General features: G+C 76.4%; 14 protein-coding genes and 1 pseudogene. 8 read left to right on the forward strand and 7 right to left on the reverse strand.

Features of this window, described 5'->3' with window-relative positions:
* Nucleotides 1-29 precede the first annotated feature (29 nt).
* Nucleotides 30-356 (forward strand): hypothetical protein, encoded by a 327-nt coding sequence (locus tag BLS82_RS00160; RefSeq protein ID WP_255378008.1) that lies wholly within the window; start codon nucleotides 30-32, stop codon nucleotides 354-356.
* A 19-nt stretch (nucleotides 357-375) separates the two neighbouring features.
* On the opposite strand, the gene BLS82_RS00165 is transcribed toward BLS82_RS00160, so the two are convergent.
* Nucleotides 376-1,269 (reverse strand): GmrSD restriction endonuclease domain-containing protein, encoded by an 894-nt coding sequence (locus BLS82_RS00165; protein WP_255378009.1) that lies wholly within the window; start codon nucleotides 1,267-1,269, stop codon nucleotides 376-378.
* 87 nt (nucleotides 1,270-1,356) lie between these two features.
* On the opposite strand from BLS82_RS00165, the pseudogene BLS82_RS16160 reads away from it, so the two are divergent.
* From BLS82_RS16160 to BLS82_RS00175, 3 genes and pseudogenes are all read left to right on the forward strand, one after another.
* Nucleotides 1,357-2,202, forward strand: a pseudogene (locus BLS82_RS16160) (CDP-glycerol glycerophosphotransferase family protein); the annotation flags it as partial.
* A gap of 86 nt (nucleotides 2,203-2,288) precedes the next feature.
* Nucleotides 2,289-2,702, forward strand: coding sequence for a CDP-glycerol glycerophosphotransferase family protein (locus tag BLS82_RS16165; protein WP_255378010.1), 414 nt, complete (start codon nucleotides 2,289-2,291; stop codon nucleotides 2,700-2,702).
* A gap of 98 nt (nucleotides 2,703-2,800) precedes the next feature.
* Nucleotides 2,801-3,547: a phosphocholine cytidylyltransferase family protein gene (locus BLS82_RS00175; protein WP_092860584.1), complete on the forward strand. Its 747-nt coding sequence runs from the start codon at nucleotides 2,801-2,803 to the stop codon at nucleotides 3,545-3,547.
* A gap of 65 nt (nucleotides 3,548-3,612) precedes the next feature.
* Here the strand turns inward: BLS82_RS00175 and BLS82_RS00180 are convergent, their stop codons facing one another.
* From BLS82_RS00180 to pta, 3 genes are read right to left on the reverse strand one after another with little or no spacing between them, the layout of a single operon-like run.
* Nucleotides 3,613-4,386: an endonuclease/exonuclease/phosphatase family protein gene (locus tag BLS82_RS00180; RefSeq protein WP_092860586.1), complete on the reverse strand. Its 774-nt coding sequence runs from the start codon at nucleotides 4,384-4,386 to the stop codon at nucleotides 3,613-3,615.
* On the reverse strand, nucleotides 4,383-5,570 hold the full coding sequence (locus BLS82_RS00185; protein WP_092860588.1) for an acetate/propionate family kinase: 1,188 nt from the start codon (nucleotides 5,568-5,570) through the stop codon (nucleotides 4,383-4,385). The genes BLS82_RS00180 and BLS82_RS00185 overlap by 4 nt, the downstream gene beginning before the upstream one ends.
* A complete protein-coding gene (pta, locus tag BLS82_RS00190; RefSeq protein WP_092860590.1) occupies nucleotides 5,567-7,753 on the reverse strand; it encodes a phosphate acetyltransferase in 2,187 nt (728 codons plus the stop codon). Before pta ends, BLS82_RS00185 begins: the two co-directional genes overlap by 4 nt.
* Nucleotides 7,754-8,042: 289 nt before the next feature.
* Here pta and BLS82_RS00195 point away from each other — a divergent pair, with 289 nt between their 5' ends.
* The 3 genes from BLS82_RS00195 to BLS82_RS00205 all read left to right on the forward strand — a co-directional run bounded on the left by BLS82_RS00195 (nucleotide 8,043) and on the right by BLS82_RS00205 (nucleotide 13,572).
* The gene (locus tag BLS82_RS00195) at nucleotides 8,043-11,045 is read left to right on the forward strand and encodes a ribonucleoside-diphosphate reductase subunit alpha (protein ID WP_092860592.1); all 3,003 of its coding nucleotides are present in this window, start codon (nucleotides 8,043-8,045) and stop codon (nucleotides 11,043-11,045) included.
* Between the two features lie 47 nt (nucleotides 11,046-11,092).
* Nucleotides 11,093-12,172, forward strand: a complete 1,080-nt coding sequence (locus tag BLS82_RS00200; protein ID WP_092862389.1) for a ribonucleotide-diphosphate reductase subunit beta — start codon at nucleotides 11,093-11,095, stop codon at nucleotides 12,170-12,172.
* Between the two features lie 230 nt (nucleotides 12,173-12,402).
* On the forward strand, nucleotides 12,403-13,572 hold the full coding sequence (locus tag BLS82_RS00205) for a carboxylate-amine ligase (protein ID WP_092860594.1): 1,170 nt from the start codon (nucleotides 12,403-12,405) through the stop codon (nucleotides 13,570-13,572).
* Here BLS82_RS00205 and BLS82_RS00210 read toward each other — a convergent pair.
* A complete protein-coding gene (locus BLS82_RS00210) occupies nucleotides 13,520-14,212 on the reverse strand; it encodes a class I SAM-dependent methyltransferase (RefSeq protein WP_092860596.1) in 693 nt (230 codons plus the stop codon). The genes BLS82_RS00205 and BLS82_RS00210 overlap by 53 nt on opposite strands.
* A 106-nt stretch (nucleotides 14,213-14,318) precedes the next feature.
* Between BLS82_RS00210 and BLS82_RS00215 the strand changes: the two genes are divergently transcribed.
* On the forward strand, nucleotides 14,319-17,042 hold the full coding sequence (locus tag BLS82_RS00215; protein ID WP_092860598.1) for an ATP-binding SpoIIE family protein phosphatase: 2,724 nt from the start codon (nucleotides 14,319-14,321) through the stop codon (nucleotides 17,040-17,042).
* Nucleotides 17,043-17,091: 49 nt separating this feature from the next.
* Here BLS82_RS00215 and BLS82_RS00220 read toward each other — a convergent pair whose 3' ends face one another.
* Nucleotides 17,092-18,390: a saccharopine dehydrogenase NADP-binding domain-containing protein gene (locus BLS82_RS00220; protein WP_092860600.1), complete on the reverse strand. Its 1,299-nt coding sequence runs from the start codon at nucleotides 18,388-18,390 to the stop codon at nucleotides 17,092-17,094.
* Complete coding sequence (locus BLS82_RS00225; protein ID WP_143028683.1) at nucleotides 18,387-18,887, reverse strand: hypothetical protein; 501 nt, start codon at nucleotides 18,885-18,887, stop codon at nucleotides 18,387-18,389. The genes BLS82_RS00220 and BLS82_RS00225 overlap by 4 nt, the downstream gene beginning before the upstream one ends.
* Nucleotides 18,888-18,898: the final 11 nt, after the last annotated feature.

The following is an 18,898-nucleotide window of genomic DNA, read 5'->3' on the forward strand; positions in this document are numbered from 1 at the left end:
CCAGGGCGCCCGGCGGGTACCGCGCGGGCGTGGCAGCACAGCGCAGGGCCGGGACGTCCGTGGCCGCGTCCGTGGCGGCGTCCGGGCAGTGGAGGGACGAGGACGGCGTCCGCCAGCCGGGAGGCGAGGCGCACGCCTGGGAGCCCGGGACGAACCAGACGCTGTGCGGCCTGGCGCTCAGCCGCTCGCAGCTGGTGCGCTTCCCGCACGTACCGTTCTCCGCCGTCGCCTCCGGGGACGGCGGGGGCGGCGGGGACGGCAGGCAGGTGCAGCGGGTCTGCCCGCGCTGCTCCGCGGCCACGGGCCGGCGCCGCGCCGGCCAGCGGTCGTGGACCCGCGTCGACCCGCGCCCGTGAGCCGGCCGCGCGCGAGCGCTCAGCCCTCGCAGGCCGTCCCGTCGCCGTCGCCGTCCTGGTACCAGTCGTACTCCGGGTCGGCGCCGCGCCGGTAGGGCCCCAGTCCCGCGGCCACCACCTGCGAGCAGCTGCCGTGGCGCGGGTCGAGCCCGTCCCCCGCGGCCCCCGCGCCAGCTGCGCCGCCCGGCGTGGCAGGCGGTGCCGGGGCGCCGTCCCCGGCCGGCAGGGGCTCGTCGGGGCAGGCGGCGAGCACGCGGGCGACGGCGTCGTGCTCGGCCTGCGTCATCCACAGCCCGTGGGCGCTCTTGACGGCCACCTGCCGCGCGACGTAGGCGCAGCGGTAGCCCCGGTTCGGGGGCAGCCAGGTGGCGGCGTCGGCGTCGCCCTTGGCCTGGTTCAGCTCCCCGTCGACCGCGAGGAGGTTCAGCGGGTCGTTGGCGAAGGCGGTGCGGCGCGCGTCGTCCCAGCCCTGGGCGCCCTTCTGCCAGGCGTCGGAGAGGGCGACGACGTGGTCGACCTGCACCAGCTCGCTGGTGCCCTCGCCGCGCTGGAAGCGCACGGCCTTCGGGGTGTACGGCTCCGCCAGGTCCCCGGAGACCACGACGCAGTCGCTGCCCGGCTCGAAGACCTCCCCCGTCAGGTCGCGGGCGAGGACGTCGTTGCGGGTGTCGCACCCGTTGCGGTCCACGTCCGCCCAGGCCTGCCCGAAGCGCTCGCGCTCGTAGCCCGTGCGCGGCGCCCGGCCCTTGACCGGCACGGCCGCGAGCGCCTCGAGGGCCGACCCCGGCGCGCCGGCCGGCGCGGACGCCGGCGCCGGGCCGGGCGCGGCGAGCAGCCCGGCGCCGCACCCCGCCAGCAGCCCGGCGAGCACGGCTGGCAGCACCACGCGCAGCACCCGCTCCTCAGGACGCACCGCTCCCCCGCTCCCCCAGCCCGCACGGACACCACCGGACACCACCGGACACCACCGGCCGCCACAGGCTGTCACGCAGCGTCGTCGATGGGTCCGGCGGAGTGCTCCCCGACGCGCCGTGGCGTCGCGCGCGGGCTCCTCGGCCCTACTATCGGCCGCGGCGAGGTCCTGGAGCGAGCCGGCGAGCGCCGCCCGGACCGTCCGCACCCCGGCCCGCGCGACCCGGCCCGGCGCGGGTCAGCGCCACGACGACGGGCCCGGCACGGGCAGGACGCCGGCGCGCAGCCGGCCGCGGACGGACGGGGGACGGCGGTGCGGATCGTCTACAACAGCTTCGACGGGCGGTACTGCGACAGCCCCCGGGCCCTGCACGAGGCGCTGCTCGCGCGCGGCGACCGCGCCGAGCACGTCTGGCTGGCCTCTCCGCGCCACCAGCACGGCTTCCCCGCCGGCGTGCGCACCGCGCCGCCCCGCGGCCCGGCCGCCGCGGCGGTGCTGGAGCGCACCGACGTCGTCGTCTCCGACCAGCACCTGCCGACCGACTGGCGCAAGCCGCCCGGCTGCCTGTACCTGCAGACCTGGCACGGGACGCCGCTGAAGCGGATCGCCGGCGACGAGCCGGGCGCGCCGGCCGTGCTCGCCGCGGCGGACGACGTCGCCCGCTGGGACGTGCTGCTCTCCCCGAACGCGGCGAGCACCCCGCTGCTGCGCCGGGCCTTCCGCTACGACGGGCTGGTCGCGCAGACCGGCTGTCCCCGCAACGACGCCCTCAGCGCCCCGGACCGGGACGCCGTGCGGGCCCGCGTGCGCGCCGGGCTCGGCATCGCCGAGGGCACCACCGCCGTGCCGTACGCGCCCACCTGGCGCGACGACGTCCTGGACGCGCAGGGGCGCCGCGACGTGCGCCTGCAGCTGGACCTCGCGGCCTTCGCGGCGCGGCTCGGTCCCGGCCACGTGCTCCTGCTGCGCCTGCACCACTACGTCTGCGAGCGGCTCGGCGTCGTGCGCGCGCCCCCGGCGTGGTCGACGTCTCCGCGCACCCCGACATCCGCGAGCTGCACCTGGCCGCCGACGCGCTCGTCACCGACCACTCCTCGACGGTGTTCGACTTCGCGATCACCGGCAGGCCCGTGCTGTTCTTCGCCTACGACCTGGAGCACTACCGCGACTCCGTGCACGGGTTCTCCTTCGACGTCCTCGAGCGCGACCCCCCGGGCCCCGTGCTCGCCACGAGCGAGGAGGTCGTGGCGGCCCTGGCGGACCTGCCCGCTCTCGCCGCGCGCCACGCGCGCGCGCACGCGGCCTTCCGGGCGCGGTTCTGCCACCTCGAGGACGGGTACTCATCACAGCGGGTGGTGGAGCGGTTCCTCACCACCTCGACCGCGGCCGTCGACCGGACGGCGGTCGCCGACCCACGACGAGCACTGCGCTGACCGGGGCCCTGGCCCCCGACCGGCACGGCCGGTCCAGACCCCATCCGCCCGACACCGCAGCACGCCGACGCACCGCTGCCGACAGGAGGCCGAGCCGCATGAGCACCGTCCAGACCGTCATCCTCGCCGCAGGCCTGGGCACCCGCCTCGGCCGCGCGCTGCCCAAGCCGCTGACCGTCCTGCGCGACGGGCGGACGATCCTGCAGCAGCAGGTGGGCAACCTGCGCGCGGTCCTCGGCGAGCGCGTGCCGATCACCGCGGTCGTCGGCTTCAAGGCGCCGATCATCATGGAGGCCGAGCCGACGCTGCTGTTCGCCTACAACGAGAAGTACGACACCACCAACACGTCCAAGAGCCTGCTGCGGGCCCTCGGCACCACCCAGGACGGCGGGGTGCTGTGGATGAACGGTGACGTCGTCTTCGACCCCCGCATCCTCGAGCACGTGCTGCCCTCCCTGCTGGCCGACCAGAGCTTCGTGTGCGTGAACACCGAGACCGTGGCCGACGAGGAGATCAAGTACACGGTGGACGGCGAGGGATTCATCCGCCAGCTGTCCAAGACCGTCGTCGGCGGCCTGGGCGAGGCGGTGGGCATCAACTACGTCTCCGCCGCCGACAAGCCCGTGCTCGTCGAGCACCTGCGCGCCTGCGCCGACACCGACTACTTCGAGCGGGCGATGGAGACGGCCATCGCCGAGCGCGGGCTGCGCTTCCTGCCCGTGGACATCAGCCGCTACGCCGCGGTGGAGGTCGACTTCGAGGACGACCTGCTGCGCGCCGACGGCCTGGAGTGGTCCATCCCCCTCGGCGGGATGGCGCCCGAGCCGGAGCGCAGCGCCGGCTGAGGCCCGGCGCGACCCGTCCGCCGTCCCGTCGCCGTCCCCGGCCGGGCCCGCCCACGCGGTCGCGCTCAGCCGAGGACGGCGACGTCGGCGACCAGGGCCCGGTGGTCGGAGATCGGCAGGTGGACGGCGCGACCGGGCCCCCGGGCCGCCACGCCCCGCCCCAGCAGGTGGTCGATCTGGCGGTCCGGGGCGCGCGCCGGGAAGGTGTCCGCGACCGCGAGCGGGCGCAGCCTCGTGGCGTGCGCCGGCCCCTCGCCCGCGGCGTTGAGGTCGCCCATGAGCACCAGCGGGCCCTCCTGCGCGGCGACGAGGCGGGCCAGGCGGCGCAGCTGCCAGGCGCTCCAGCCCGGCACGTGCGACAGGTGGGTGACCACGACCGTGAGCGGCCCCTCGGGGGCCAGCACGCGCGCGAGCAGCGCCACGCGCGGCTCGTCGCGCACCCACCGCAGCCGGCGCCGCCCGCCCCGGCGCTCCCAGCGGGGCGCGCTGACCGGCAGCAGGGGCAGGCGCACCTCGCCCCACGCCGCCACCGGGTGCCGCGAGAGCAGAGCGATGCCGTACGCGGTCGAGCCCGGCGGCTCCGCGCCCGTGGCGCGGCGCCAGCCGGCCCCGCGGGTGCCGGAGATCGCCGGGACGAACCGGTGGGCCACCGCCCCGCAGGCCCGCGCCGCGAGCGCGGTCAGGTCGGCGCGGTGCGAGCGCGGCTGGTCGCGGTCGACCTCCTGCAGGCCCAGGACGTCGGCGTCCAGGGACGCCAGCGCGGCGGCGTAGCGGTCCAGGTCCACGCGCCCGTCCGCGGGAGAGCGGCCGTGCAGGACGTTGGCGGTGGCCAGCCTCACGGCGCCCCCGTGCCCGGCCCCGTGCCCGGCCCCGTCTCAGGCACCGTGCCGGGCCGCTCGCCGACGAGGTCGAGCACCTGGGAGGCGATCTCGGCCTCCTCGTCGGTGGGCACGACGAGGACCCGCACGGGCCCGGTGCCGTCGTCGACGGCCACCGGCTCGCGCGGCCCGGTCGCGGCGGCGTTGGCGGCGGGGTCCAGGCGCACGCCGAGATGCTCGAGGCGGGAGCAGACGGCCTCGCGCAGCCGCGCGTCGTTCTCCCCCACCCCGGCGGTGAAGACGAGCGCCTGCACGCCGGGCACGACCGCCAGGTAGGCGCCGACGTACTTCAGGAGGCGGTGGGCGTAGACGTCGAGGGCCAGGCGGGCGCGCTCGTCACCGGCGTCCGCGCGCCGGCGCACCGCGCGCACGTCCGACTCCCCCGCCAGCCCGCGCAGCCCGCTGCGGTGGTTGAGCAGGTCGTCGACGTCCGCGACGTCCATGCCCGCCTCGCGCACGAGGTGGAAGACCACGGCCGGGTCGAGGTCGCCGCTGCGCGTGCCCATCACCAGACCCTCCAGCGGGGTCAGGCCCATGGAGGTGTCGACGCTGAGGCCGTCGCGCACCGCGGTCACGGACGCGCCGTTGCCGATGTGGCACGTGACCAGGCGCACCGCCCCGACGGGGACGCCGAGGACAGCGGCGGCGCGGTGGGTGACGTGGCGGTGGCTGGTGCCGTGGAACCCGTAGCGGCGCACGCCGTGGCGTGCCGCCAGCTCCGGCGGGATCGCGTAGGTGGCCGCCTCGGGCGGGATCGTCGCGTGGAAGGCGGTGTCGAACACGGCGACCTGCGGGACGGACGGCAGCAGCCGGCGCAGCGCCCGCACGCCGGCCAGCTGCGGCGGGTTGTGCAGGGGCGCCAGCGACGACAGCGCCTCGATGCCCGCCTCCACCGCGTCGTCCACGAGCGCGGGAGCCGTGAACGCGGTGCCGCCGTGCACGACGCGGTGGCCCACGCCCACCAGGCCCGCCAGGCCCGGGCCGGCCTCCAGGTCGGCCAGGGCCGCGGAGAGGGCGGCGGCGTGGTCGGGCACCTGCGGGGAGCCGATCCGCTCGACGACGCCGCGGGCGAGCACGGCGCCGTCCTCGCGCAGCTGGTGCTTGAGGGAGGAGGAGCCGGCGTTGACCACCAGCACCCGGCTCACGCCGCGCCCTCCGCGCCTGCGGCGGCCGGCTCCGCGAGCCCCGCGGGCTCCGCGGGCTGCGCGGGCTCAGCAACCTGCGCCGCCTGCGCGTCGTCGTCGGCGTGCTGGGCCTGCACGGCCGTGATCGCCACCGTGCTCACCACGTCGGCGACCGTGCACCCGCGCGAGAGGTCGTTGACCGGGCGGCGCAGGCCCTGCAGCACCGGGCCCACGGCGACGGCGTCCGCGGAGCGCTGCACCGCCTTGTACGTGGTGTTGCCGGTGTTCAGGTCGGGGAAGACGAGCACGGTGGCGCGCCCGGCCACGGGGTCGCCAGGCAGCTTCGCCGCCGCCACGACGGGGTCGACGGCGGCGTCGTACTGCACCGGGCCCGTCAGCGGCAGGTCCGGGCGCCGGGCGGCGACCAGCCGGGTGGCCTCGCGCACCTTCTCCACGTCCGCGCCCGCGCCGGAGGTGCCGGTGGAGTAGGAGACCATCGCCACCCGCGGCTCGATCCCGAAGGCCTGCGCGGTCTGCGCCGTGCTGAGCGCGATGCCGGCCAGCTCCTCCGCCGTGGGGTCGAGGGTGACGGCGCAGTCGGCGAAGACGAGCACCCGCTCCGGCAGACACATGAGGAACGCGCCGGAGACCCGGGAGACGCCCGGCCGGGTGCGGATGACCTCCAGCGCGGGCCGGATCGTGGCCGCGGTCGTGTGGGTGGCCCCGGAGACCATGCCGTCCGCGTGCCCGGTCGCGACCAGGAGGGTGCCGAAGTAGGTCTCGTCGGCCAGCAGGTCGTGCGCCGCCTCCAGCGTGACGCCCTTGTGGGCGCGCCGCTGCGCCAGGGCGCGGGCCAGCTCCGGGCGCAGCGGGGACGTCGCCGGGTCGACCACGCGCGTGGGCCCGAGGTCGAGGCCGAGGCGCGCCGCGCGCGCGGCGACCTCCTCCGGGTCGCCGAGGAGGACGAGGTCGGCGACGTCGAGGTGCACCAGCTCCTCGGCGGCGCGCAGCACCCGCTCGTCCTCGCTCTCGGGCAGCACGACGGTGCGCCGCGAGGCCCGGGCGCGCTCGAGCAGGCGGGCGTTGAACATGGCCGGCGTGACGGCGTCGGTGCGCGAGAGGCGGATCCGCTCGTGCAGCTCCTCGGCGTCGACGCCCGCGGCGAAGGCGCCGAGCGCCGCGGCGACCTTGCGGGTGCTGCTGGGGCGGATCACCCCGTGCAGGCCCTCGAGGCGGTGCAGCACGGCGTAGGTGCTCTGCTGCACGGAGACCACGGGGATCCCGCTGGGCTCCAGCAGCCGCAGGCCCAGGGCGTCCGGGCGGGTGCCCAGGGTCAGCACGACGCCCGCCGGCGTCGGCAGGTCGGGGCCGAGGGCCGCCGCGGCGGCCCCCACGGCGAGGTCGACGCGGTCTCCCGAGGTCACGAGCAGGACGCCGTCGTCGAGCAGAGGCAGCACCGTCTGCAGGTGCCCGGAGCCGACGACGTAGCCGGCGACCTCCCGCTCCAGGCGGGGCCCGGAGCCTGCGAGGACGGTGCCGGACAGGGCCGTGACGACCTCGTCGACCGTCAGGGCCGCCAGCACGGCCATCTCGGGCAGCACGTAGACGGGGGCGTCCGCGTCCTCGGCGCGCAGCCGTTCGGCGAGCGCCTCCGCGGCGCCCGGCGCGGCCCGGTTGACGACGGTGGCCACCCGGGTGCAGCCGCGGGCGGCCAGCACCGAGCGGGCCTCGCGCGCCGCCGCGGAGACCACGGCCGGCTCCTTGCCGCGGGCGGAGACGACCGTGAGCACGGGCGCGCCGAGGTTGACCGCCAGGACGGCGTTGAGGTCGAGCTCCGTGGCCGGCGACGGCCCGGTGAAGTCCGTGCCGAGCACGAGCAGGAAGTCGCCGCGGGCGCGCAGGCGCGCCGCCCGCTCCACCAGCTCGGCCACCAGCCGGCGGGGGTCGGGCCCGGAGTCGGTGACCTCGACGAGCGCCGCCGCCTCGGCCCACGTCAGGCCGACGGCGTCCTCGTGCTCGCCGGGCAGGCCGTAGCGCTCGCGCAGCAGCTCCACCAGCGGGTCGGGGGCGTCGCGGTCGGGCACCACGGGGCGGAAGACCACCGGGCGGCGCACCGAGCGCGCCAGCAGGTCGAGCACCCCGAGCGCCACCACGGTCTTGCCGGCGTCGGGCTCCATCGACGTGACGTACAGGACGTCCGTCACGGCCACCTCCGCTCTGCGTGCGGGGTTCCGGCCCGCGCCTCCGTCCTCGCCGGGCACACTCTGCCGCAGCCCGCCGGCTCCCGCAGGACCGTCCGACCCCCGTCGCACACTCGTCCCGAGCGGTGGCGAGCGGGGACGGCGAGGGCGACACACGACGTGACCAGGCACTACATCTAGTGTCGTGGCGGATGCGAGCCACAGGATGTAGCGTCGCGGACAGCCGGGCGACTTCCCTGCGCAGCTGCGCGAACGGCCCCCCGCACGACGTCCACCTCCGGAGGAGAGCCCCGTGACCCAGGTCGCCGACGACGCGCCGAGCGTCGAGAGCCCCACGCCCGACGAGCCCACCGGCCCGTCCACCCCCACCGCGGTGATCACGCGCCGGGGCACCCTGGCGCCCTTCGACGCCGAGCGCATCCGCGTCGCGATCACGAAGGCGTTCCTCGAGGTCGAGGGCGAGGCCGCCGAGAGCTCCCCGCGCGTGCACGAGCAGGTGCAGGAGGTCACCGACTCCGTCGTGGCCACCCTGGTGCGCAACTCCCTCGCCGAGGCCGGCTCCTCCGGGCGCCCGGTCCTCCTCGAGGAGGTGCAGGACCAGGTCGAGCTGGCCCTGATGCGGGCCGGGCAGTTCCGCGTCGCCCGCGCCTACATCGTCTACCGCGAGGCGCACGCCAAGGCGCGCCGCGAGCGCGAGGCCGGCCTGCCCCAGGTCGCCGTCCCCTCCCTCAGCGTCAGGACCACCGAGGGCGAGCTGGTCCCGCTCGACCGCGACCGGCTGCGCACCGTCGTCGCCGAGGCGTGCTCCGGCCTGCCGACGGTGGACGCCGACGCCGTGGTCTCCGAGGCCGTGCGCACCCTCTACGACGGCGTCGGCGAGCTGGAGCTGGCCCAGGCGCTCGTGCTGGCCGCCCGCACCAAGGTCGAGGCCGACCCGGACTACACCTACGTCAGCTCCCGCCTGCTGCTGGACGTGCTGCGCACCGAGGCCCTCACGGCCGTCTTCGGCGAGCGCCGCACGGCCAGCCAGGCCGAGATGGCCGCGATCTACCCGGAGTACCTCGAGCGGTACGTGGCCAAGGGCATCGGGCTCGGCATGCTCGACCCGCGCCTGGCGGAGTTCGACCTCGACCGCCTGGGCGCCGCGATCGCCGCCGAGCGCGACCTGGACTTCACCTTCCTGGGCCTGCAGACCCTCTACGACCGCTACTTCCTGCACGAGCGCGGCCAGCGCTACGAGCTGCCGCAGGCGTTCTTCCTGCGCGTGGCCATGGGCCTGGCCCTGGGCGAGGCGGAGAAGGAAGAGCGGGCGATCGAGTTCTACCGCCTGATCTCCAGCTTCGACTTCATGTGCTCGACCCCGACGCTGTTCAACGCCGGCACCACCCGGCCGCAGCTGTCCTCGTGCTTCCTGACCACGGTCTCGGACGACCTGTCGGGCATCTTCCAGTCCATCAAGGACAACGCGCTGCTGGCGAAGTACTCCGGCGGCCTGGGCAACGACTGGACGCCGGTGCGCGGCATCGGGGCGCACATCCGCGGCACCAACGGCCAGTCCCAGGGCATCGTGCCGTTCCTGAAGATCGCCAACGACACGGCGGTGGCGGTCAACCAGGGCGGCAAGCGCAAGGGCGCGGTGTGCGCCTACCTGGAGACCTGGCACATCGACGTCGAGGAGTTCCTCGAGCTGCGCAAGAACACCGGCGACGAGCGCCGGCGCACGCACGACATGAACACGGCCAACTGGGTGCCGGACCTGTTCATGCAGCGCGTCGCCGAGGGCGGCACCTGGACCCTGTTCTCCCCCGACGAGACCGCGGACCTGCACGACCTGTACGGCCCGGCGTTCGCGCAGCGCTACGCCCAGTACGAGGCCGCCGCGCAGCGCGGGGAGCTGCGGGTGCACCGCACGCTGGGCGCCGTGGACCTGTGGCGCAAGATGCTCACGGCCCTGTTCGAGACCGGGCACCCGTGGATCACGTTCAAGGACCCGTGCAACCTGCGCTCCCCGCAGCAGCACGTCGGCGTCGTGCACTCGTCGAACCTGTGCACCGAGATCACGCTGAACACGAGCGCCGAGGAGGTCGCCGTGTGCAACCTCGGCTCGGTCAACCTCGCCGCGCACGTGACCGAGCAGGGCCTGGACGTCGAGCGGCTGCGCCGCACCGTGCGCACCGCGGTGCGCATGCTCGACAACGTCATCGACCTGAACCTGTACACGATCCCGCAGGCCGAGCGCGCCAACCAGCGCCACCGCCCGGTGGGCCTGGGCCTGATGGGCTTCCAGGACGCGCTGTTCACCCTGCGCCTGCCGTACTCCTCGCAGGCCGCGGTGGAGTTCGCCGACACCTCGATGGAGCAGATCAGCTACGCCGCGATCGAGGCGAGCGCCGACCTGGCGGCCGAGCGCGGCGCGTACGCCTCCTTCGAGGGCTCCCTGTGGAGCCGGGGCGTCCTGCCGATCGACTCCCTGGAGGTCCTGCGCGAGGCCCGCGGCGGCGACGTCGTCCTCGACACCTCCGCCACCCTCGACTGGGCGCCGCTGCGCGAGAAGGTGCAGCGGCAGGGCATGCGCAACTCCAACGTGATGGCGATCGCGCCCACCGCGACGATCTCCAACATCGTCGGGGTCGCGCAGTCGATCGAGCCGATGTACCGCAACCTGTTCGTGAAGTCGAACATGTCCGGCGACTTCACCGTGGTCAACGCCGCCCTGGTGCGCGACCTGGCCGAGCGGGGGCTGTGGGACGAGGTGATGGTCTCGGACCTGAAGTACTTCGACGGCTCCCTCGGGCAGATCGACCGGGTGCCCGCCGACCTGCGCGACCTGTACGCCACGGCGTTCGAGGTCGACCCGCACTGGCTGGTGCTCGCCGCCGCGCGGCGCCAGAAGTGGATCGACCAGGCCCAGTCGCTGAACCTGTACGTCTCGCGGCCGAACGGGCGCATGCTCGACGAGCTGTACCGCGCGGCGTGGCAGAACGGCCTGAAGACCACCTACTACCTGCGCTCGCAGAGCGCGACGCACGTGGAGAAGTCCACGCTGCGCGGCACCGACGGCAAGCTCAACGCCGTCTCCACCGGTGCTCCGGCCGCTGCTCCGGCCGCTGCTCCGGCCGCGGTGGCCGCCATTGCCCCCGCGGCCGCCCCGGCCAGCGTCGTGCCCGCCCAGGCGGTCGCCACCGCACCGCCGGCGGCCGTGACGACCAGCCCCTCCCCGGTGGTGGTCCTGCCCGACACCGCGGCGGCCGCGTGCTCCATCGAGAACGGCGAGGACTGCGAGGCCTGCCAGTGACCATCCCGACCCAGCACACCGAGGAGAGCGCCGTGGACGTGCGCGAGATGAGCCGCACCGACCCCGAGACCGTCGACACCACGGGCCTGGGCGCCATCGAGACCGGCGCCGCCCGCGTCGACGTCAGCGACAAGGCGATGATCAACGCCCGCGCCGACGTCAACCAGCTCCTGCCGCTGAAGTACGGCTGGGCGTGGGAGAAGTACCTGGCCGCCTGCAACAACCACTGGATGCCCACCGAGGTGTCCATGCAGGCCGACATCGCGCTGTGGAAGTCCCCGAGCGGGCTGACCGAGGACGAGCGCCTGATGCTCAAGCGCAACCTCGGCTTCTTCGCCACGGCGGAGTCCCTCGTCGCCAACAACATCGTGCTCGCGGTCTACCGGCAGCTGACCAACCCCGAGTGCCGCCAGTACCTGCTGCGCCAGGCGTTCGAGGAGGCCGTGCACACGCACACCTTCCAGTACATCTGCACCAGCCTCGGCCTCGACGAGGGCGAGCTGTTCAACATGTACCGGGAGATCCCCTCGATCTCCGACAAGGACTCCTGGGCGCTGCGGTACACGAAGAACCTCGAGGACCCGGGCTTCCGCACCGGCACCCCCGAGGCCGACCAGGACTTCCTGCGCGACCTCATCGCCTTCTACGTGGTCTTCGAGGGCATGTGGTTCTACACCGGGTTCGCGCAGATCCTCTCCCTCGGCCGGCGCAACAAGATGGTCGGCATCGCCGAGCAGTACCAGTACATCCTCCGCGACGAGTCGATCCACCTGAACTTCGGCATCGACGTCATCAACCAGATCAAGGTCGAGAACCCGCACCTGTGGTCCGCGCAGTTCCAGGAGGAGGTGCGCACGATGCTGCGCGAGGCCTGCGACCTGGAGATCGCCTACGGCCGCGAGACGATGCCGCGGGGCATCCTCGGCCTCAACGCCGAGCTGTGCGCACAGTACATGCACTTCATCACCAACCGCCGCTGCGGCCAGCTGGGCCTGGCGCCGGTGTTCGCGGAGGTGGACAACCCCTTCCCGTGGATGAGCGAGTCGATGGACCTGAAGAAGGAGAAGAACTTCTTCGAGACCCGCGTCATCGAGTACCAGACCGGCGGCGGGCTCTCCTGGGAGTGACCCCGCGCCGGCTCCGCGGCGGGCGCCCTCGCGCCTGACGCACCCGCAGCTGACGCACCCGGACCCGACGCCCCGGTGACCGAGAGGTCACCGGGGCGTCGTGCTGCCTGCCCGCTCCGAGGACCTGCGCCCGGACGCCGACCGCCTGGGCGCATGAGGCCGGTGGTGCCGGGTAGGCAGGCCTGCGCCAGGGTCGAGCGTCGGCTCTGCCATCTCGACGGAGAGATGCCATGACCCCCCTCACCCCAGGCGGCCCGGCTGCGGCGCCGGAGCCGGTGGGCGCCACCATCGGCGTGGAGCAGGAGCTGCACGTCGTGGACGCGCACACGTACGCGGCCCTGGACGACGACGCCCTGAGCAGCGCCGTGCTGCACGGCGAGGCGGGCCGGCACGTGCACGCCGAGATCGCCACGACCCAGGTCGAGGCCGCCACGGGCGTGTGCCGCACCCTGGAGGAGCTGCGCAGCAGCCTCGCCGCCGCGCGCGCGGAGGCCGCGGCCGCCGCCGCCACCGTCGGCGGGGCGGTGCTGGCCGCCTCCACCCACCCCTTCGCGGGGTGGGCGGACCAGCGGCTGACCAGCGGCCCGCGCTACCTGACCCTCTACGAGCGCTGGGGCGTCCTCGCGCTGCAGCAGGTGATCTGCAGCTGCCACGTCCACGTCGCCGTCCCCGACCTCGACACCGCGGTGACGGTCATGGACCACGTGCGGCCCTACCTGCCGCTGGTCCTCGCCCTGACCGGCAGCTCGCCCTTCCACGAGGGCACCGACACCGGCTACGACAGCTACCGCACGCAGTGGTTCGACCGCTGGCCGATCACCGGCCCGCCCGAACCGCTCGGGGACGCCGGCAGCTACCTCGGGCTGGTGTACGGGCTCAAGGCCGCCGGCGTCATCGACGACGCGTCCAACCTGTACTGGGACGTGCGGCCGTCCTCGCGCTACCCGACGCTGGAGTTCCGCGTCGCCGACGTGGCCACCGACCTCGACGACTCCCTGCTGCACGCGGCGCTGGTGCGCTCCCTCACGCGCGTCCTGGACGCCCGGGACCGCACCGGGCGCCCTGCGCCGGAGGTGCGCCCGGAGCTGCTGCGGGCCGCGCGGTGGCGGGCGGCGCGCTACGGCATCCAGGGGCAGCTGTTCGACCCCGTGCGCCTCGAGCTCGTCGACGCCCCCGTGGCCGTGCGCCGCCTGCTCGAGGAGCTGCGCGACGACCTGACCGAGCACGGGGAGTGGGACGAGGTCTCCGCCCTGACCGAGCAGCTGCTGGCCCGCGGCACCTCCGCGCAGCGCCAGCGCGCCGTCCTGCACCGCACCGGGGACCTGCGCTCGGTGGCCGAGATGCTCGTCAGGGAGTCCCAGCCGCCGCCGGGGCCACCGTCCACACCGCCGTGCGCTTGACCTCGCGGTCCTCCAGCTCCGCCAGCACGGGCACGTCGTAGGTGGCCACCCGGCGCAGCCGCTCGCGCGGCAGGTGCGCGCGGCCGGGGTCGCCGAGCAGCACGGCGGCGCCGCGGGCGGCGGCCCGCTCGCAGAAGGCGGTCACGCGCAGCGCGAGGGCGCGCGCGTAGCAGGCGTCGCCGACCAGGACGACGTCCGCGCCCCCGCCGTCCCCGTCGAGGAGGTCCTCGCCGGTCACCGCCACCGCGAGCCCGTTGGCGGCGGCGTTGGCGCGCACGGCCTGCAGGGCCAGGGGGTCGACGTCGTCGGCCAGGACGCTCGCGGCGCCGGCGCGGGCGGCGGCGAGCGCGACGAGCCCGGACCCGGACGCGACGTCGAGCACGCGCCGGCCGGCGACGACGTGCGGGTGGTCGAGGACGTAGCGGGCCAGCGCCTGCCCGCCCGCCCACGGGAAGGCCCAGAACGGCGGCTCCAGCCCGCTGCGCCCGACGTGCGCCTCGACGCCCTCCCACAGCTCCACCACGCCGGAGCCGACGTGGAGGAGGACCTCGGGCACGAACGGCGCCGGGACCAGGCGCGTGCGCCCGCGCAGCAGGTCCGCCGCGCTCGCCCCGTCGTGCACGCCCCCATGCTCCGCCATCCCCGGGTGAGCGCCTGCCGGTGGGCGCCCGCCGGTGGGCGCCCGCGCGAGGACGGGGCTGTCCGAAGCGGCCCCCGCGCGGCGCCCCGGCGGGTAGGTTCGCCAGGTGCTGACACCCGTCCAGGCGCTCTTCGCCGGCGCCGGATCGCTGCGCGCGGACTACGAGGGGGTCGACTGGGCCGCCGGCCCGCTCGGGCCCGTGGAGCAGTGGTCGCAGTCCCTGCGCACGACGGTGTCCATCTGCCTGGCCTCGGAGTTCCCCATCCTCCTGTGGTGGGGCCCGGACCTCGTGATGATCTACAACGAGGCCTACCGGCCGATGGTGCTCGACAAGCACCCGCACGCCCTCGGCCGCCCCGGCCGGGACGTGTTCCCGGAGATCTGGGCGATGCTCGAGCCGATGCTGCGCGCCGTGCGCAGCGGCCGGGAGACCACCTACTCCGAGAACCAGCTGATGCTGCTCGAGCGGCGCGGCTTCGCCGAGGAGTGCTACTTCACCTTCTCCGTCTCGGGCGTCGTCGACGACGACGGCAGCGAGGGCGGCATCTTCACGGCCGCGCTGGAGACCACCGCGCAGGTGATCGAGCGCCGCCGCCTGGACCTGCTGCGCCGCCTCGGCGCGCTCAGCGAGGCCCTGGACCTGCAGGAGGTCTCCTCGCGCGCGCTGGCGGCGCTGCGCGACGAGAGCGCCGACCTGCCGGCCGTCGACCTGCTGCTGCCCGCCGCCGACGGCGGGCTCGTCGCCGTCGAGCCCGCCGGCGAGCTGGCCGCGGGGCTGATCCCGCGGCAGGGGGCGATCGAGGCGCCCGGGAGCGTCCGCGGCGCCGTCCCCGCCGAGGACCGCGTGGTGCGCCTGGACGTGCCGATCCGCGGCGGCGACGGCCGCCCGGCCGTGCTCGTCGTCCGCCTGAGCGACCGCCTCGCCGCCGACGAGGAGTACCTGTCCTTCCTCGGCTCCGTCGCGAGCGGCGTCGGCGGCGCGCTCAGCGCCTCGCACCAGTACCAGATCGAGCGCGGGCGGGCCGACACGCAGTCGCAGCTGGCGGAGCGCCTGGAGGGCCTGGTCTCCGTCGCGCAGCTGCTCGGCGGCGCGCAGACGGAGAGCGCCGTCCTGCACGTGGTCACCGGGCGCGGCGCCACGGTGCTCGGCGCCGTCGGGGGCGTGCTGGGCCTGCGCGCGGGGGACGGCGCGGACGCCGCCGGCGGGCTCGACGGCACGGACGCCGCCGGCGGGCTCGACGGCACGGACGCCGCCGGCGGGGTCGACGGCACGGTCGGCGCCGGGGTCGACGGCACGGTCGGCGCCGGGGTCGACGGCGCGGTCGACGGCACGGTGCGGCTGCTCAGCAGCGACTTCCTCAGCGACGACCTGCGCGCGGAGATCGCGGTGCTGCCCGTCGCGTTCCCGCTGCCGGTGGTGCACACCGCCCGCACGGGGGAGCCGCTGTTCCTCACCGACCGCGCCGGCACGCTGGAGCTGTTCCCGGACGCCGCGGACCTGTACGCCCGCACGAGCGCGCAGGCGTCCGCGACGGTGCCGCTGCGCTCGGGCAGCGTGCTGATGGGCTCGCTGTCGGTGGCCTGGGACCACCCGCGCGACTTCACCGCCGCGGACCGGGACCTGCTGGCGGCGCTGGCGGCGCTGTGCGCGCAGGCGCTGGACCGGGTGCGGGCCCGCGCCGCCGAGCGCGAGTCCGTCGCCGCCGTCCAGCGCATGTCCGAGACCCTGCAGCGCAGCCTGCTGACCGAGCCGCCGCAGGCCGACGACCTGCAGATCGCCGTCCGCTACTCCCCCGCCTCCGAGCAGGCCCAGGTCGGCGGGGACTGGTACGACGCCTTCACCACCCCCGACGGGTGCACGTCGCTGGTGATCGGGGACGTGACCGGGCACGACCGCGACGCGGCGGCGGCCATGGGCCAGGTGCGCAACCTGCTGCGCGCCACCGCCTACGCCGCGCCCGCGAGCCCGGCGGGCGTGCTCGCCGCCCTGGAGCAGGCGATGAGCGGCCTGGCCGTCGACACCCTCGCCACCGCCGTCCTCGCCCAGCTCGAGCGGACGCGGACCGCGCGCGGGGAGGAGCAGCGGGTGCTGCGCTGGTCCAACGCCGGGCACCTGCCGCCCCTGCTGCGCCGCCCCGACGGCACCGTGACCGTGCTGGACTCCGGCGACCCGGACCTCCTCCTCGGCCTCGACCCGGCGACGGCCCGCACGGACGGCCGCGCGGTGCTCGAGGAGGGGGCGACGCTGCTGCTGTACACCGACGGCCTCGTCGAGCAGCGCGGGGAGGCCCTCGACGCCGGGGTGGAGCGGCTGCGCGCCGCCCTGCGCGACCTCGGCGGCCTGCCGCTGGAGGAGCTGTGCGACCGGCTGCTCGACCAGCTGCGCGAGCACGGCCCGGCCGGGCGCGGCGGCGCCGCGGACGACGTCGCCCTGCTCGCGGTGCGGGCGCACCCGCGGGCGCGGGCGGTGGCCCGCACGAGCCTGCCCTCCTCCCCCGCCAGCGTCTCCCCGGCCCGCCGCTTCGCCGTGCAGGCCTGCCGCGACGCGGGCCTGGAGGACCTCACCGACACCGTCGCCCTGCTGGTCAGCGAGGTCGCGACGAACGCCGTGCGGCACGGGGAGGGCGACGTGCGGATCACGGTGCTGGCCGCGGCGGCGTCCGTGCGGATCGAGGTGGCCGACGACGCCGCGGGCGCGCCCGTGCCGCGCACCGCGCGCGAGGAGGACGAGGGCGGGCGGGGGCTCGCCCTCGTCGACGCCCTGTCCACCGCGTGGGGCGCGGAGCCGGCCGGGCGCGGCAAGGTCGTCTGGTTCGAGGTCGGCGCCTGAGCCGCGCCTGAGCCGCGCCTGGCTCGCGCCTGGGCCGCGCCGGGCCCGCTCAGGCGGGCGCCGGGTCGTCGTCGAGCGCGAGGACGAAGCCCGCGGCGGCGAGCCGGTCCAGGGCGCCCGCGCCCAGCGCCAGCGCGGGGGTCAGGCAGCCCGCGCGGCCGGCGGCGGCGCCGTCCCGGGCGAGGACGAGGCCCGCCTCGGCCACCAGGCGCGCCGTCGTCCCGTAGCCGGGGTGGCCGCGGCCGCGGCCGGTGACGCCGAGGACCCTCCCGGACGCCGTGCGCGCCCGCACCCGCAGCGTCCACCGCCACTCCTCCAGGGAGGGCCCCGAGGGCCCGGTGCCGGGGCCCGGCAGCACCCGCTCGGCCCAGCGGGCGGCCGGAGCGCGCACGCCCGCCGGCAGCGCGGCCAGGCCCGCGCCGGCCGCCTGACCGAGCGCCAGCGCTCCCGCCAGCGCTCCGCGCAGGGGCAGCGAGCCGCCGCGGGCCGGACCGAGGTCGGTGCCCTCGCGGAAGCGGAACGGCACGAGCGGGTCGCCCGCCTCCTCGGCGCGCAGCGCGGCGGTGCGGTGCACCACCGGCGGGTCGACGAGGGCCAGCGGCGAGCCGGGGCCGACGAGGCGGCCCTCGAGCACCCGCGGCAGCAGCGGGTGCTCCGCCCGGGTGCCCACCGCCCGGGCGCGCACGGCGGCCGCCGCCGCCGGGTCGGTCACGAGCGCCGCCGGGTCGCCCAGGTGCAGCCGCCCCGGCTCGGCGAGGACGGCGGCGACGCTGCGCAGGGTGCCGCCGGAGACCCAGTGCGCGGGCCCGCCGCGGCCCGGCGGCGGCTGGACGGCCACCACCGCCTCGACGTCGTCGAGGCGGTCGCCGCGCCGCTGCGCCTCCTCCGCGGCGAGCAGCACCGCGACGTCGGCGGGCAGCGCCTCGAAGCCGGCGGCCTGCACCACCGCGACGCCGGCGGCCCGCGCGGCGGCGGAGTGCTCCTGCACGACGCGCCGCAGCAGGGGCACCTCGCCGCTGAGGTCGAGGTAGGAGGTGCCGGCGTCCACGCAGGCCGCCACCACGGCGGGGGCGCGGCCGGTGTAGGGCCCGGCGAGGTTGACGAGGACCCGGGTGGCGGCCGCGAGCTCGGCCAGGGAGGCCGGGTCCTGCACGTCCGCGGCCAGCACGACGGGAGCGCTCGTGCCGTCCGCGGCCAGGACGTCGCGCACGCGCCGCGCGTCGCGGCCGGCGGCGGCCCACCGCTGCCCCAGCACCGGGGCGCGCTCGGCGAGGTGGGCGGCGGCCCGGCGCCCCGTGGTGCCGCTGGCGCCGAGGACGACGACGTCGAAGGGCCTCCCTCCCCTCACGGCTCCTCCACGACCTCGGCCCGCGCGACCTCGGCCAGGGCGGCGTCGAGGAGGTCGTCGAGCGAGCGCGCCGAGGCGGGCAGGAGGTCCGCGAGGAGCAGCGCCGCGTGCTCGGCGACCCGCAGCGCGCTCACGGGCGCCTGCTCCTCGGGGTCGTGCACGCCGAGGGCGCCGGTGAGGACGACGACGAACGCCTGCGGGTCGACGTCGGGGTGCCAGGCAGCGGCCCGGCGCACGCAGGACTCCAGCACCCGCGAGGCGGCCTCGGCGCCCACCTCGTCGCCGACGGCCTCCTCGAGCAGGACGGCGACGAGGCCGCCGAGGACGACGCGCACCCGCTCGGGGTCCTGGGCCGCCAGCCGCTGCGCCGCCTCGCCGAGCAGCGCCGGGTCCTCGGCGCGCGCGGCGGCGACCGCGTCGACGACCCCCCGGGCGAGGGCGCGCGGCACGGCCGGCAGGCGGCGCCAGGACGTGCTGGTGCCGGAACGAGCGGGCATGGCGGCAGTCA

Source organism: Quadrisphaera sp. DSM 44207 (genome assembly GCF_900101335.1).
Classification (GTDB): domain Bacteria; phylum Actinomycetota; class Actinomycetes; order Actinomycetales; family Quadrisphaeraceae; genus DSM-44207.